Source organism: Streptomyces sp. NPDC031064 (genome assembly GCF_055570965.1).
Genome location: NZ_JBVIGF010000009.1, coordinates 61,796 through 76,118 on the forward strand (window position 1 = coordinate 61,796; position 14,323 = coordinate 76,118).

A 14,323-nucleotide genomic window follows, 5' to 3' on the forward strand; every position below is an offset into this window, starting at 1 on the left:
CAGGGCCTGTCCGGTCGATCGGGCCGGCCCGGCGAGGCCGGCCGGACAGGGCCTAGCGCACCGCGAACCGGACGGCGTCCTCCAGGAACGGGATCTCCAGCCAGGGGTCCGGCTGGGTCATCAGCGACAGCAGCACGATGGCGGCGCCGAGCAGGCCGTACGCGGCCATGTCGGTGAACCGCGACCGGACGGCCAGCATCCCGACGGACGGCAGGGCGCGCCGCATGGCGGCACCGGTGAGCAAGGCGACGCCGATCAGCATGGCCCCGACGCGGGGCGCCTGCGGGAACGGGTCGAACCCGACGACCAGCAGCCCGAGCGCGGTCAGCCCGAGCACGGTGAGCAACGGCCACTGCCGCGCGGGCGCCGGCGCGTCCCCCGGCGCGGCCCGCCCGCCGCCCTCGGGCCGCGCGGTGTCCCGCGTAACGGTCGGCGGCCGCCGGGACGCCCGCACGGGCCGGGCCGGCCCTGCCCCGGCGCTCCGGCCGTCCCCCTCCGCGCCGGGGCGCCCGGCGCCCGGGCCCCCTGCCTCGGCAAGCGCCTCCCCCGACGCGGCCACCCCGGCGCGGGAACGGTCGGCCGGCGCGGCAAGGGACTCCTCACGGCCGGAACGGCCGGTGGCGGGGTCGGCCGCGTCGGCGGGGTCGGTGCCGGAGCGGCCGGTGGCGGGGTCGGCCGCGTCGGCGGGGTCGGTGCCGGAAGGGCCGGTGGGGGCGTCGGCGGGGTCGGTCGCGTCGGTGCCGGAGCGGCCGGTGGCGGGGTCGGCCGCGTCGGCGGGGTCGGCCGCGTCGGTGCCGGAACGGCCGGTGGGGGCGTCGGCGGGGTCGGTCGCGTCGGCGGGGTCGGGGGTGAGCCGCGTGTCGGGGGCGTCCGCGGCGGGGGCGCCGGGGGCGGTGCGCCCGGCGTCCGGGGTGTCGTCCGCCGGGGCGGCGGCGGGGCGGTCGGCCGCCGTGGCGGGGTCCGGCGACCGGCCGTCGGTCGCCGCGCGGGCCGCCGTCTCCTCGGTCGGCCCGCCCGGGGCCGGGGTGCCGGCCGTGGTGGCGGGGTCGTCGTTCGCCCGTACGCCCATGGGGTCGCCCTCTCCGGTCCGGCTCAGCTCGCGGTGGCGGCAGCGGCGCGCTCGGCCGCCTCGACGACGTTGACCAGCAGCAGGGCCCGCGTCATCGGGCCGACGCCGCCCGGGTTCGGGGCGCGCCACCCGGCGACCTCGTTGACGCCCGGGTGGACGTCGCCGACGATCTTGCCGCTCTCGTCGCGGCTGACGCCCACGTCCAGGACGGCGGCGCCCGGCTTGACGTCCTCGGGCTTGATCAGGTGCGGCACGCCCGCCGCGGCCACGATGATGTCGGCGCGCCGCAGGTGCGCGGCGAGGTCACGCGTACCCGTGTGGCACTGCGTGACGGTCGCGTTCTCGGACTTGCGGGTGAGCAGCAGCGGCATCGGACGCCCGATGGTGGTGCCGCGCCCGACGACCACGACCTCCGCGCCGTTGATCTCGACGCCGTGCGCGCGCAGCAGCGCGATGATGCCGTTCGGGGTGCAGGGCAGGGGGGCGGGCTCGTTGAGCACGAGGCGGCCCAGGTTCATCGGGTGCAGCCCGTCCGCGTCCTTGGCCGGGTCCATCAGCTCCAGGATGCGGTTCTCGTCGATGCCCTTGGGCAGCGGGAGCTGCACGATGTAGCCGGTGCAGGACGGGTCCTCGTTCAGCTCGCGTACGACCGCCTCGATCTCCTCCTGCGTGGCGGTGGCGGGCAGTTCCCGCTGGATGGAGGCGATGCCGACCTCCGCGCAGTCGCGGTGCTTGCCCGCGACATACTTCTGGCTGCCCGGGTCGTCGCCGACCAGGACGGTGCCGAGGCCCGGGGTGATGCCCTTGGCCTTGAGGTCCGCCACGCGGGCGGTCAGGTCGGACTTGATCGCGGCGGCGGTGGCCTTGCCATCGAGAATCTGGGCGGTCATGTGCCCATCCTCGCGGATGACCCCGCCCCGGTTCCAATTCGAGGCCGTTGGAGGTTGCACTTGCACAACACCCTCGTTATCCGACTGGACAAAAAGTCGACGATACGACGACGATGATCCGCGCAGTGCCGCGGGCAGTGCCGGGGGGCAAACCGCTAAAAAGTTCGTGAAGTTCCTCCGCGCGGGCCGCGCCGTCCCCGCAAAACAACGGAGGAAACCCGCCATGAGCTTCGGCGACCCGAACAATCCCTACGGCCAGCAGGGCCAGCCCCAGCAGCCCGGCTACGGCTACCCCCAGCAGGGCCAGCCGCAGCAGCCCGGCTACGGCTACCCGGCCGCCCCGCCCCCGCCGGCGTACGGCGCCGGCTACCCGGGCGGCGCGCCGATGACGATGCCCGGCCTGATGCAGACGGCCCGCGTGCTCCTGTTCATCGTGGCCGGTCTCCAGATCATCTTCGGCATCATCTTCGCCTTCGTCATCGCCGCGGCGCAGGACGTCTCGGACTCGGTGGGCGCGGGTGACGCGACGGACGGTCTCGCCGGGCTCGGCTTCATCGTGGTCCTGATCCTGATCGCCTTCGCGGTCTGGGCCATCGTCCTCGGCGCCAAGTTCTCCAAGGGAGGCAACGGCGTTCGCGTGACGACCATCGTCTACTCCGCGCTGTTCATCCTGATGAGCCTGAGCAACTTCACGCAGGGCACCGCCAGCGCGGCGATCGGCGGCGTCATCGGCCTCGCCATCGGCGGCATCATCCTCGCGTCGATGGTCAACAGCAGCGCCACCGCGTGGTTCAACCGCCCGCGTTACTGATACGCGCGCGGACCGTACGCGTACGAAGGCCGTGTGCCACCGCTCTCCGGCGGCGGCACACGGCCTTCGCCGTCTCCGCCGCCGGATAAACGTCCACCGAACGAACGATGAACCACCCGGGGCGGCCTTCCCGCGTTTACGCCGAAACGGCCGTTTACCCTCTCCCTCGGCCACGGACGCCTCCTCCGGAAAGCCCTTACCCTGACTGCCGTTGGCGCAGGAGGAGGGGGAACTCCGTGTACACCATCATCGTTGTTCCACCGCGGTGCGGCGGAACCCGTGGCGGAACCGGCGGCGGCACCGGCGGCGGCACCGGTCAGAGCCCCGACAGCCGGATCAGGCTCGCGGCGGGCGAGAGGCTCGTCTTCGGCAGGGCGGCCACCGCCGAGGACGGTCTGACCATCGCCCACGAAGGGGTGTCCCGGGTCGCCGGTGAGATCACCGCGCACCGCGCGTTCTGGATCCTGAGCAATCTCAGCCACGAGCAGACCTACGTGGTGGAGAACCCGGAGGGCGCCGGTGAGCACATCAAGATCGCGCCTGGCCGCCTGGACGCGCCCGTACCGTTCGAGTTCTCCCGTGTGGTCCTGCCCGCCGCGGGCGAGCTGCTCACCTTCGACGTCTGGGCGCCCCGCCACGACTACCGCGCCGTCGACCGCGCGGGTCTCTCCGGGGCCACCACCGCCCCGGCCTTCGCCCTCGACCGCACCACCCGGTACTACGCGGTGCTCGCCGCGCTGTGCGAGCCACGGCTGCGTGGTCTGCCCCACGCCCCGCTGCCCACCCTGGACCAGGTGGTGGAGCGGCTGCGCCCCACCTGGCCGGCGGCGAACCGCTCGTCGGTGAACTGGAACATCGACTACCTGGCGGTGAAACTGCGCCTCAAGCCGGCCCCGGACACCGCGGACACCGGCCCGCGCAAGAACGGCAAGAAGGAGTCGCTGGTCTCGCTGGCCCTCCGCTTCGACCTGGTCCGCGAGGACGACCTCATCGTCCTCGCCGCCCTCCCCAGCGGGGCGGTGCGATGAGCACCCCACCGCCGCGGCAGCCGTTCGCGGTACCGGTGCCGAAGGGCTACCGCGTCGGCCACTGGGAGGTACGCGAGGCCATCGCGTCCGGCGCGTTCGGCAGCGTGTACGCGGCCCGGCGCACCGGCGACGGGCCGCCCGGACCGCCCCGGCACGCCGCCCTGAAGTTCCTGCCGACCGGCACGCAGACGCCGCGCCGGCTGCGTCACCTCCGGGAACTGGCCGAGCGTGAAGTCGGGCTGCTGCGCAGGCTGCGCGCGCCACGGCTGATCCGCATGTACGAGGCGCTGACGGTCGACGACCCGGACCGCCCCGAACTCGACGGTGCCACCGTCCTCGTACTGGAACGGGCCGAGGGCTCCCTGGAGACCCTGCTGGCCCGGACCCCGGTACCGGGGTCGGGGCCCGCGCTGCTGGCGCAGGTGTGCGCGGGGCTGCACCAACTGCACCACGCGGAGTGGCTGCACGGCGACCTGAAGCCCGCCAACGTGCTGCTGATGCGGGACGGCACGGTCAAGCTCGGCGACTTCAACCTCGCGGCGGAGCTGGACGGCACACACGCCTACTCCCCCGCCTTCTCCACCCCCGACTACACCCCGCCGGAACTCCTGTGGTCCGAGATCGGCGAACACGGCAGGGAGATCCGCCCGACGGCCGACGTATGGGCCTTCGGCGTACTGGCGCACCTCGTACTGGCCGGCTCCCTGCCGCTGCCGGGCGGCACGCCCGAGGCGCGCCGCGACGCGGCGGTGCGTTACGCGCGGGGCGCCGAGGAACTCCGGCTGTCCCCCGAACTTCCGGGCGCGTGGCGGGACATCATCACGGACTGCCTGGCCCGTACGCACGCGGAGCGCGCCGCCCACGACACGGCCTCACTGCTGCGGCGGGTGGAGCGCGCCGCCGGGGCCGCCCGTTCGGCCCGCCTGCCGAGACCGCGCCCGCGCCGGTGGCGGCGCCGCCCGGCCCTGGTGGCCGCTCTGGCGTCGGCTCTCCTCGGGGCATCGGGGGTTCACCTGATGCGGGACGACGAGCTGTCGTACGGCTACCACCACTGCCCGCAGCGCTCCGTCTGCTTCTTCAGCGAGCAGTACGGCAACGGCGAGATGTGCGACTGGGAGCGCGACGACACCGACTGGCTCTCGGGGAAGGAGACCTGTGCGTGGACCAGGGACCGGCCGGTGAGGTCGGTCTTCGTCAACATGCCCGACGACGGATCGAGGTGGGGCGGCGTGGAGTACTTCCGGGGCCGCGACTTCACCCCCGTGGGCGTCGACCTCACCCGCGCCAGCCGCCGGACCGGCTGCACCGCCGTACGGCAGCAGGGCAACCTGGCGGGGACGTACGCCCCGCTGTCCCACCGATGGGTCGATCACTGCTGAGGCGGACCCTGCAACGTTCCAGGTTCCGGCCCTTCCCCGTCCCCGGCATCTTCGGATGCGAGCACACCAACGGAGGAAGGAAACGGCATGTCGATCGTACGCAAGGCACTCCTGGGAGCCACCGCCTCGGCCGCTCTCCTGGCAGGGCTGGCGGCACCCGCCGCCGCGGAGTCGCGGGCCCCCGAGGCGCCGGCCGGAGAAGGCTGGGTCCTCGTCACGAAGAGCGGGGACTTCACCGCCCAGGGTTCCTGGAGCAGGTCCACCTCGTACGGGAGTTCGGCGGGCACGATCTCGAGCACCGCGGCCTCGGGCTGGGTCAAGGACACCGCCGCCGACGGCTACTGCGCCCAGGTCGTCATCGAATGGTGGGGCACCAACGGCAAGTACGACGCCGACTACTCGGGTCAGGCCTGCCCCCAGGGCGACGTCGACAACTTCAGCAAGGCGCCCGGCGACAGCAGCCACTGGACCGCCACCAGCTACGCGGTGTGGATGCGCAGGGTCTGAGGACCGCCGCACACCCTCGCTCATGGCTGCCGTGACCACGGGCCGCATCCTTCCCAAGGGTGCGGCCCGTGGTCGCGTCCCGTCAGTGGAAGAAGTGGCGGGTGCCCGTGAAGTACATCGTCACGCCCGCCTTCTTCGCGGCCTCGATCACCTGCTCGTCGCGGACCGAACCGCCCGGCTGCACCACGGCCTTGACGCCCGCCGCGGTGAGGATCTCCAGGCCGTCGGGGAACGGGAAGAACGCGTCGGACGCGGCGTACGAGCCACGGGCCCGCTCCTCGCCGGCCCGCTCGACGGCGAGTTTGGCGGAGTCGACGCGGTTGACCTGGCCCATGCCGACGCCGACGCTGGCGCCGTCCTTGGCGAGCAGGATCGCGTTGGACTTGACGGCCCGGCACGCCTTCCAGGCGAAGGCCAGCTCGGCCAGCTCCTCGGCGGGCAGGGCCTCGCCCGCGGCGAGCGTCCAGTTCGCCGGGTCGTCACCGTCGGCCTGGAGGCGGTCGGTGACCTGGAGCAGCGCGCCGCCGTCGATGGGCTTGACCTCGACGGGGGCGGACGGGGCGTCGGGGCAGCGCAGCACGCGGATGTTCTTCTTGCGCGAGAGGACCTCGACCGCGCCGGCCTCGTAGTAGGGCGCCACGATCACCTCGGTGAAGATCTCGGCGACCTGCTCGGCCATCTCCACGGTCACCGGCCGGTTGACGGCGATGACGCCGCCGAAGGCGGACAGCGGGTCGCAGGCGTGCGCCTTGCGGTGCGCCTCGCCGACGTCCGCGCCGATCGCGATGCCGCACGGGTTGGCGTGCTTGATGATCGCCACGCACGGCTCGTCGTGGTCGTACGCGGCCCGGCGCGCAGCGTCGGTGTCCGTGTAGTTGTTGTACGACATCTCCTTGCCGTGGAGCTGCTCCGCCTCGGCGAGGCCACCCGTCCCGTCGACGTAGAGCGCGGCGCCCTGGTGCGGGTTCTCGCCGTAGCGCAGCACGTTCTGGCGGGTGTAGGTGCCGCCCAGGAAGTCCGGGAAGCCACTGTCGTCGGCCGCGGCGTACTCGTCGGCGAACCAGGAGGCGACGGCGACGTCGTACGCGGCGGTGTGCTGGAACGCTTCGGCGGCCAGGCGCTTGCGGGCGGCCAGGTCGAAGCCGCCCGCCTTGACGGCGTCGAGGACGTCGCCGTACCGGGCCGGGGAGGTGACGACCGCGACGGAGGGGTGGTTCTTGGCGGCGGCGCGGACCATGGAGGGGCCGCCGATGTCGATCTGCTCGACGCACTCGTCGGGCGTCGCGCCCGAGGCGACGGTCTCGCGGAACGGGTACAGGTTCACCACGACCAGCTCGAACGGCTCCACGCCCAGCTCGGCGAGCTGCTCGCGGTGCGCGTCCAGGCGCAGGTCGGCGAGGATTCCGGCGTGCACGCGCGGGTGCAGGGTCTTGACGCGGCCGTCCAGGCGCTCGGGGAAGCCGGTCAGCTCCTCGACCTTGGTGACCGGGACACCAGCGGCGGCGATCCTGGCCGCGGTGGAGCCGGTGGAGACCAGCTCGACGCCGTTCTCGTGCAGCCCGCGGGCGAGCTCCTCCAGCCCCGTCTTGTCGTAGACACTGATCAACGCGCGACGGATGGGCTTATTCACCGACATGAACCTTTCGTCCCTCAATGCGGTAGCCGTGCCGGGCCAGACGCCCCACGACCTCGACGAGCAGCGAGCGCTCGACTTCCTTGATGCGCTCATGGAGAGCGGCTTCGTCGTCCTCGTCCCGGACCTCGACCACGCCCTGGGCGATGATCGGGCCGGTGTCGACGCCGTCGTCGACGAAGTGGACGGTGCATCCGGTGACCTTCACGCCGTGCGCGAGCGCGTCCCGCACTCCGTGGGCACCGGGAAAACTGGGCAGCAGGGCCGGGTGCGTATTGACGATCCGGCCGCCGAACCGGGACAGGAACTCCTTCCCGAGGATCTTCATGAACCCGGCCGAGACGACGAGGTCCGGCTCGTACGCGGCGGTCGCCTCGGTGAGCGCGTGGTCCCACTCGTCGCGCGTGGCGTGGTCCTTGACCCGGCACACGAAGGTGGGGAGTCCGGCGCGCTCGGCCCGCTCCAGACCGGCGATGTTGTCGCGATCGGCGCCGACGGCGACGATTTCGGCCCCGAAGTCCTGGGGATCATCACCGATGGCGTCGAGCAGAGCTTGGAGGTTCGTGCCCGATCCGGAGACCAGGACGACGAGGCGGGCGGCAGCCACGGGGAAACCCTTTTCGCGTTGCTTTGTATGGTCGTACGAACGAATCGAGCCCCTCGATACGGGGAACTCTACGAGAGAGCCGACCGTCAGCAACGATACCGGCACACCGAGCCGCCCCCACGGGACGGGGGCGGAGCCGGGGGGTAGCGTCTGAGGCAGGGCCGTCCCCGAACGGACGGACACGACGACACGAGACCCCCGCCCGCGCTGTCGCGCCGGCCCGGGGTCTGAGGGGAAGACGTTCACCACATGCCGGACCGACGCCGCCGCACGGCCATCCACCTCCTGCCGCGGGAACGCCAGTCCACGGAGCCCAGGGACGAGAACAATCCGTTCGCGCCGCCGCCGGAGGGCAGGCCGGACCAGCCCTGGCAGCCGCGCCGACCGGACAACGGTGACGGCGGGGACGGCGCCGGGGGCTCCGACGGTTCCGACGGCTCCGCGGACGGTTCCCGGGACCAGGAGCGCCCGGCCTGGGGCAGCCAGTGGAGCCCGCGACAGCCGGGACGCTCGTCGGGCGGCTTCGGCAACCGCCCGAGCGACGGGCGGCAGGGTGGCGGCCAGGGCCAGGGCGGCCCCGAGGCGCCCAACCTGCGCTGGGACCCGACCGACCCGGCGCAGCGCCGCGCGCGGTACGCGCTGCTGTCGGGCATGTGGGCGTTCTTCTTCGCGATCTTCGACTTCCCGGAGATCGGTCTGCTCCTGGGCACCCTGGCGCTGTACTGGGGCATCAGCTCCCTGCGCGGCAAGTCCCGCACCGCCGCCGCCCCCCAGCCGGTCACGACGGGCGCCCCGGACCCGGCCCCGGCCGGCCCCGCGCCCGGCTCGGGCCGCCCGCAGACGACCGCCGCGGTGAGCGGTCTGGTCACGGCGGCGCTGGCCCTGATGATCGTGGCGGCGACGTTCACGATCCAGGTCGTCTACCGCGACTACTACGCGTGCGTGGACGACGCCCTGACCAAGACGGGCCAGCTCTCCTGCAACGAGATGCTCCCGGAGCCGCTGCGCGACGTCTTCGGCGTCAAGGAGTAGGACCTAGGCGGGTCCGCCGGGGACCGCCCGGCCCTCGGCGGGCCCGCCGGGGGCCGCCTGCTCCTGCGCGGGCTCGTCCGGTGTCCCGTGGGCCGGGGTCTCGTGGGCCAGGGCCTCCCGGGTCGGGGTCTCGCGGGCGGGCGTCTCGTGAGCCGGGATCTCGCGGGCCGGGGTCTCGTTGCCCAGGGTCTCCTGGGCTGGGGCCTCCCGGGTCGGGGTCTCGCGGCCGGGGGTCTCACCGCCCGGGGCCCCGCGGGCCGGGGTGCTGGGCGGGAAGGCCGCCATGAGGCCGCCCGAGGCCTCCTTGAGCGCCGTCCAGCGGGCTTCGCGGGCCGAGGGGTCCTCCCAGGCCGCCGGGAGGAAGTCGTACGGCTCGAAGGCCGGGTCGCCGGGGTCGTCCTCCGGGGCCGGCCGCTCGGCGGCGGCGGGCCCGACGGGCGCGGACCGGGCCGGCGCGGGGGCCGCCGTGTCCGGCACCGGCACCGGCGGCGTGCCCGGGAAGGGCTCCGGCACCGCCACCGTCCCGCCCCGGTCCCGCCGCCGCCACGCCCGCAGCGCCAGCGCGACCGGCACGCCCAGCCCCGCCGTCCACGCCACGGCCGCACCGCCCACACGCCACCACACCGGGCCGAACGCCCCGAGGCGCCCCGTGCCCAGCGGCCCGCCCGAGGCCGCCGCCAGCGCCGCGACCGCCGCCCCGAGCAGTACGGCCGCCAGCAGCGCGGCCACCGCCGCGTCCCGCAGCCCCGCGTCGCGCGCCCCCGCGCCCCGCACCCGCCCCCCGCACAACCACCCGACCGCCGCGCCCGCCGCCACCGGCACCACCGCGGCCGTCCAGTGCACCCAGGTCCCCCGCCCGTCCGCCGGTACGGCGGCCAGCAACGGGAAGGGCGGCAGGGCGTCGGCCCCGGTCACCCCGAGGGGGGTCGCCGTCGCCCCCGTACCGAGCAGGAAGCCGGGCCCGAGCCCGTACGCCGCGCCCCACACCGCCGCGTTCGGGGCGAGCGCGAGCGACAGCAGCAGCAGCGCCATCCGCCCCGACCAGACGCCGGACAGGCCGAGCAGCGATTCCCGCGCCGCGCCCGCGTGCCACACCAGCGAGACCGCGACCAGGACCGCTCCGCCGCCCACGAGCACGCCCAGCCCGGCGCCCGCGGCGCGTACCGCGACCGCCGTCCGGGACCGGGCCAGCCCGACCCGGACCCGCTCCGGCACCCAGGCCGGCAACGGCCCCGACGGCCGCCCGTGCGCGGTCCACACCCCGGCGGCCGCGGCGAGCCCGACGAGCGGCGGCACGTGCAGCGCGGCGGCGACCGGTTCGGCGAGCAGCGGCCCGCCGGCCGCGTACCCCAGGGTCCCGGCGGCGACCAGCAGGTAGCCGCCCGTCACGGCACCCACGGCGCCGGTCGCCGACGGCCTGGGGCGGGCCTCTGCGGGCTCGGCGGCGTCCCGCGCGGTCCGGTGGACCAGCCATACCGGCAGCGCGACGAGCAGCAGCGGGACGACGCCGACGGGCGCGGGCGTCCCGGAGAGCGTTGTGGGGCGCACCAGTTCGACGCCGTGGGCGAGGAGCCAGACGCCCGCCGCGACGTGCAGGGCGCCGCCGGGGCCGCTGTCGGGGTACGGGGAGCTGATCCACATCACCATCACCAGGACGGTGACGGAGCCGAGTCCGAGCCCGGCGGCGAGCGCGCCGCGCACACAGGCCCCGGCCAGCGCGGCGGTCCGGCCGCCCTGGACGAGGGCCGGCGGGTGGTCGGTCGCTTCGGTCACGGCGCCATGCTGCCAACGACACGCGCTTGATCCATGTAACGGGAGAATGGCCGGTGTGGCGCGCAATATACGGTTATGTACTTTTTCGTCGAGTGCAGCCCTGCCAGGGTCCGGCCATGACCCGGACCACGACCACCACCCCCCGTACCGCGCCCCCGCTGCCGTCCCCCAAGGAGCGGCGCCGGCTGCGCGAGGCGATGTCCATGACGGAGGAACAGCTCGCCCAACTGGTCGGGGTCACGCGCGCGACGGTGCGTTCCTGGGAGACCGGGCGCACCAGCCCGCGCGGGCGCAAACGGGAGGCGTACGCGAGGCTGCTGGGCGCCGCCCAGGGGGACCGCCCGGCCCGTAAGGAGTCGCCGGAGCCCTCACCGGAGCCGGCACGGAAGCCGGAGCCCGCGGCCGCCGCCGTGCCCGTCGCCGCCGCCGTGCCCGCGCCCGGGTCCGGGCCGGCCGACGCGTTCGAGGCGTTCGACGTGCTGTACGCGTACGCCGCCCCCGCCCTCGTACAGCAGGCCTACCTGCTCACCGGGCGGCGCAGGCTGTCCCGCGAGGCCGTCGAGTACGCCTTCCACCTGGCGTGGGAGCGCTGGCCGGAGGTCGCCGTCGACCGGGACCCGGCCGGGTGGGTGCGCGCGGCGATGCACGAGTACGCCCTGTCGCCCTGGCACCGGCTGCGCCGCTCCTACCGGCACCCCGACGCCCCGACCACCGACCGGGCCGCCCAGGCGCTGCGCGGCGCGCTGCTGGAGCTGCCGCCCGCGTACCGCCGCACACTGCTGCTGTACGACGGCCTCGGCCTGGACCTGCCGGAGACGGCGGCCGAGACCGAGGCCAGCACCCCGGCGGCCGGCAACCGCGTCCTGCACGCCCGCGAGGTGCTCGCCGCGCGCATCCCGGAGCTCGCCGACCCGGCGGTCCTGCACCAGCGGCTGGCCTCGCTGCTCGCCAAGGGGCCGACCATCGTGCTGGCCACCGCGCGGACCGTGCGCAGCGGCAGTGAGCGCCGGGCCAGGTTCTGGACGAGGGGGGCCATCGCGCTGACGACGGTCATCGTCGGCGCGACCGCGTTCACCCTGGCCACCGCGCCGACCGGCTACCGGCCCCCGCTGGCGCCGGGCGAGGCGGTCGGCGGCGTCCCGGTCCTCAGCGGCCCCGAACGCCTGACCCCCAAGGACAAGGCCCTGCACGACCGGCTCACCTCCGAGCCGGTCACCGGCCCCGCACGTCTGGTCCCGGACGCGCACTGACGCGCGGACGCACAGGGACGCGGGCGGCCGCACACGCCGACGGGCCCGCCCCCGGAGTACGTCCGGGAGCGGGCCCATCGCTGTGCGGTTGCGCTTGCGGTTGTGTCAGGCGGTGACTCAGCCCGCGAGGATGGCGCGCGCCAGCTTGGCCGTCTCGGTCGGGGTCTTGCCGACCTTGACGCCCGCGGCCTCAAGGGCCTCCTTCTTCGCCTGGGCGGTGCCGGACGAACCGGACACGATCGCACCGGCGTGGCCCATCGTCTTGCCCTCGGGGGCCGTGAAGCCCGCGACGTAGCCGACGACCGGCTTGGTGACGTTGGCCTTGATGAAGTCGGCCGCCCGCTCCTCCGCGTCGCCACCGATCTCACCGATCATCACGATCAGCTCGGTCTCGGGGTCGGCCTCGAAGGCCGCGAGCGCGTCGATGTGGGTGGTGCCGATGACCGGGTCGCCACCGATGCCGACGGCGGACGAGAAGCCGATGTCCCGCAGCTCGTACATCATCTGGTAGGTGAGCGTGCCCGACTTGGACACCAGACCGATCTTGCCGGGCTTGGTGATGTCGCCCGGGATGATGCCGGCGTTGGACTGGCCGGGGGTGATCAGGCCGGGGCAGTTCGGGCCGATGATCCGGGTCTTGCCGCCCTTCTCGACCGCGTACGCGTAGAACGCGGCGGAGTCGTGGACGGCGATGCCCTCGGTGATCACGACGGCCAGCGGGATCTCGGCGTCGATCGCCTCGACGACGGCGGCCTTGGCGAAGGCCGGCGGCACGAAGAGGACGGAGACGTCGGCGCCCGTCTTCTCCATCGCCTCCTTGACGGAGCCGAAGACCGGGACCTCGGTGCCGTCGAAGTCGACGGTCGTGCCCGCCTTGCGGGGGTTCACGCCACCGACGATGTTGGTGCCGTCACCCAGCATGAGCTTGGTGTGCTTCATGCCCGTGGCACCGGTCATGCCCTGGACGATGACCTTGCTTTCCTTGGTCAGGAAGATAGCCATGGTGTTTCTGACCTCGTCCCTTACTTCGCAGCCGCGAGCTCGGCGGCCTTGTCGGCCGCGCCGTCCATGGTGTCCACGCGCTGCACGAGCGGGTGGTTGGCGTCCGACAGGATCTTGCGACCCAGCTCCGCGTTGTTGCCGTCGAGGCGCACGACCAGCGGCTTGGTGACCTCTTCGCCGCGCGAGGACAGCAGGTTCAGGGCCTGGACGATGCCGTTGGCGACCTCGTCGCAGGCGGTGATGCCGCCGAAGACGTTGACGAAGACGGACTTGACGTCGGGGTCACCGAGGATGATCTCGAGGCCGTTCGCCATGACCTCGGCGGAGGCGCCGCCACCGATGTCGAGGAAGTTGGCGGGCTTGACGCCACCGTGCGCCTCACCGGCGTACGCGACGACGTCCAGGGTCGACATGACCAGGCCGGCGCCGTTGCCGATGATGCCGACCTCGCCGTCGAGCTTGACGTAGTTGAGGCCCTTGGCCTTGGCGGCAGCCTCGAGCGGGTTGGCTGCGGCCTTGTCCTCGAGCGCCTCGTGCTCGGGCTGGCGGAAGTCGGCGTTGGCGTCCAGGGACACCTTGCCGTCGAGGGCGATGACCCGGCCGTCGGCGACCTTGGCCAGCGGGTTGACCTCGACGAGGAGGGCGTCCTCGGCGACGAAGGTCTTCCACAGGGTCACCAGGATCTCGGCGACCTGGTCCTTGACCTCGGCCGGGAACTTCGCGGCCTCGACGATCTCGCGGGCCTTGGCCTCGGTGACACCCTCGTTGGCGTCGACCGGGATCTTCGCCAGGGCCTCGGGCTTGGTGGCCGCGACTTCCTCGATGTCCATGCCGCCCTCGACGGAGGCCATGGCGAGGAAGGTGCGGTTGGTGCGGTCGAGGAGGTACGAGACGTAGTACTCCTCGGCGATCTCGGGTGCCGTCTCGGCGATCATCACCTTGTGGACCGTGTGGCCCTTGATGTCCATACCGAGGATGTCCGTCGCGCGGGCGACGGCCTCGTCCGGCGTGGCGGCCAGCTTCACGCCGCCGGCCTTGCCGCGGCCGCCGACCTTCACCTGCGCCTTGACGACCGAACGGCCGCCCAGTCGCTCGGTCGCCTCGCGCGCCGCCTCAGGCGTGTCGATGACTTCACCGGCCAGCACCGGTACACCGTGCTTGGCGAAGAGGTCCCTCGCCTGGTACTCGAACAGGTCCACGCGCGTCCGTCCCTTTTCTGGTGATCGCGGTTCGTTGTCTGCGTGGGCGTGCCGCGGAGGGCAACGTGACTGCGCTGTCACAAGGGAGGCGTACACGGTGTCCGTGGACGCGGCATGTCCGTCTCGCAGATTATCCCCGTGAG

The 14,323-nt window shown here is 73.7% G+C and carries 13 protein-coding genes; 6 read left to right on the forward strand and 7 right to left on the reverse strand.

What is annotated here, in order from left to right; all coding sequences use genetic code 11:
* Positions 1 to 52: 52 nt before the first annotated feature.
* Complete coding sequence (locus ACZ46W_RS28990) at positions 53 to 1,069, reverse strand: DUF3017 domain-containing protein (protein ID WP_468343617.1); 1,017 nt, start codon at positions 1,067 to 1,069, stop codon at positions 53 to 55.
* A 23-nt stretch (positions 1,070 to 1,092) separates the two neighbouring features.
* The gene (locus ACZ46W_RS28995; RefSeq protein ID WP_468343620.1) at positions 1,093 to 1,959 is read right to left on the reverse strand and encodes a bifunctional methylenetetrahydrofolate dehydrogenase/methenyltetrahydrofolate cyclohydrolase; all 867 of its coding nucleotides are present in this window, start codon (positions 1,957 to 1,959) and stop codon (positions 1,093 to 1,095) included.
* A gap of 223 nt (positions 1,960 to 2,182) precedes the next feature.
* On the opposite strand from ACZ46W_RS28995, the gene ACZ46W_RS29000 reads away from it, so the two are divergent.
* From ACZ46W_RS29000 to ACZ46W_RS29015, 4 genes are all read left to right on the forward strand, one after another.
* Positions 2,183 to 2,770, forward strand: a complete 588-nt coding sequence (locus ACZ46W_RS29000; RefSeq protein WP_468343623.1) for a hypothetical protein — start codon at positions 2,183 to 2,185, stop codon at positions 2,768 to 2,770.
* A 236-nt stretch (positions 2,771 to 3,006) separates the two neighbouring features.
* Positions 3,007 to 3,798, forward strand: coding sequence for an FHA domain-containing protein (locus ACZ46W_RS29005; RefSeq protein ID WP_468343626.1), 792 nt, complete (start codon positions 3,007 to 3,009; stop codon positions 3,796 to 3,798).
* Positions 3,795 to 5,177 (forward strand): serine/threonine protein kinase, encoded by a 1,383-nt coding sequence (locus ACZ46W_RS29010; protein WP_468343629.1) that lies wholly within the window; start codon positions 3,795 to 3,797, stop codon positions 5,175 to 5,177. Before ACZ46W_RS29005 ends, ACZ46W_RS29010 begins: the two co-directional genes overlap by 4 nt.
* Before the next feature lie 87 nt (positions 5,178 to 5,264).
* Positions 5,265 to 5,684 carry a hypothetical protein gene (locus ACZ46W_RS29015; protein ID WP_468343632.1) on the forward strand — a complete coding sequence of 140 codons (420 nt, stop codon included), beginning with the start codon at positions 5,265 to 5,267 and terminating at the stop codon, positions 5,682 to 5,684.
* 82 nt (positions 5,685 to 5,766) lie between these two features.
* On the opposite strand, the gene purH is transcribed toward ACZ46W_RS29015, so the two are convergent.
* Both purH and purN read right to left on the reverse strand, forming a co-directional pair.
* Complete coding sequence (purH, locus tag ACZ46W_RS29020) at positions 5,767 to 7,320, reverse strand: bifunctional phosphoribosylaminoimidazolecarboxamide formyltransferase/IMP cyclohydrolase (protein WP_468343635.1); 1,554 nt, start codon at positions 7,318 to 7,320, stop codon at positions 5,767 to 5,769.
* Positions 7,307 to 7,924, reverse strand: a complete 618-nt coding sequence (gene purN, locus ACZ46W_RS29025; protein ID WP_468343637.1) for a phosphoribosylglycinamide formyltransferase — start codon at positions 7,922 to 7,924, stop codon at positions 7,307 to 7,309. The genes purH and purN overlap by 14 nt, the downstream gene beginning before the upstream one ends.
* Positions 7,925 to 8,173: 249 nt before the next feature.
* Here purN and ACZ46W_RS29030 point away from each other — a divergent pair, with 249 nt between their 5' ends.
* The gene (locus ACZ46W_RS29030; protein ID WP_468343640.1) at positions 8,174 to 8,956 is read left to right on the forward strand and encodes a hypothetical protein; all 783 of its coding nucleotides are present in this window, start codon (positions 8,174 to 8,176) and stop codon (positions 8,954 to 8,956) included.
* Positions 8,957 to 8,959: 3 nt separating this feature from the next.
* On the opposite strand, the gene ACZ46W_RS29035 is transcribed toward ACZ46W_RS29030, so the two are convergent.
* The gene (locus ACZ46W_RS29035; RefSeq protein WP_468343643.1) at positions 8,960 to 10,729 is read right to left on the reverse strand and encodes a cell division protein PerM; all 1,770 of its coding nucleotides are present in this window, start codon (positions 10,727 to 10,729) and stop codon (positions 8,960 to 8,962) included.
* Positions 10,730 to 10,845: 116 nt separating this feature from the next.
* On the opposite strand from ACZ46W_RS29035, the gene ACZ46W_RS29040 reads away from it, so the two are divergent.
* Positions 10,846 to 11,979, forward strand: a complete 1,134-nt coding sequence (locus ACZ46W_RS29040) for a sigma factor-like helix-turn-helix DNA-binding protein (RefSeq protein WP_468343646.1) — start codon at positions 10,846 to 10,848, stop codon at positions 11,977 to 11,979.
* Between the two features lie 117 nt (positions 11,980 to 12,096).
* Here ACZ46W_RS29040 and sucD read toward each other — a convergent pair whose 3' ends face one another.
* Together sucD and sucC are read right to left on the reverse strand one after the other, a co-directional pair.
* Entirely contained in the window at positions 12,097 to 12,981 is an 885-nt protein-coding gene (gene sucD, locus ACZ46W_RS29045) for a succinate--CoA ligase subunit alpha (protein ID WP_468343649.1), read from the reverse strand.
* 20 nt (positions 12,982 to 13,001) lie between these two features.
* Positions 13,002 to 14,180, reverse strand: a complete 1,179-nt coding sequence (gene sucC / locus ACZ46W_RS29050; RefSeq protein WP_468343652.1) for an ADP-forming succinate--CoA ligase subunit beta — start codon at positions 14,178 to 14,180, stop codon at positions 13,002 to 13,004.
* Between the last annotated feature and the right edge of the window lie 143 nt (positions 14,181 to 14,323).

What these genes read in the sequence shown, in the direction of transcription:
- ACZ46W_RS29040 (WP_468343646.1), top strand. Translation starts at nt 10,846, where the DNA reads ATGACCCGGACCACGACCACCACCCCCCGTACCGCGCCCCCGCTGCCG.
- purH (WP_468343635.1), bottom strand. Translation starts at nt 7,320, where the DNA reads ATGTCGGTGAATAAGCCCATCCGTCGCGCGTTGATCAGTGTCTACGAC.
- ACZ46W_RS28995 (WP_468343620.1), bottom strand. Translation starts at nt 1,959, where the DNA reads ATGACCGCCCAGATTCTCGATGGCAAGGCCACCGCCGCCGCGATCAAG.
- sucD (WP_468343649.1), bottom strand. Translation starts at nt 12,981, where the DNA reads ATGGCTATCTTCCTGACCAAGGAAAGCAAGGTCATCGTCCAGGGCATG.
- ACZ46W_RS29010 (WP_468343629.1), top strand. Translation starts at nt 3,795, where the DNA reads ATGAGCACCCCACCGCCGCGGCAGCCGTTCGCGGTACCGGTGCCGAAG.
- ACZ46W_RS29030 (WP_468343640.1), top strand. Translation starts at nt 8,174, where the DNA reads ATGCCGGACCGACGCCGCCGCACGGCCATCCACCTCCTGCCGCGGGAA.
- ACZ46W_RS29000 (WP_468343623.1), top strand. Translation starts at nt 2,183, where the DNA reads ATGAGCTTCGGCGACCCGAACAATCCCTACGGCCAGCAGGGCCAGCCC.
- ACZ46W_RS28990 (WP_468343617.1), bottom strand. Translation starts at nt 1,069, where the DNA reads ATGGGCGTACGGGCGAACGACGACCCCGCCACCACGGCCGGCACCCCG.
- ACZ46W_RS29015 (WP_468343632.1), top strand. Translation starts at nt 5,265, where the DNA reads ATGTCGATCGTACGCAAGGCACTCCTGGGAGCCACCGCCTCGGCCGCT.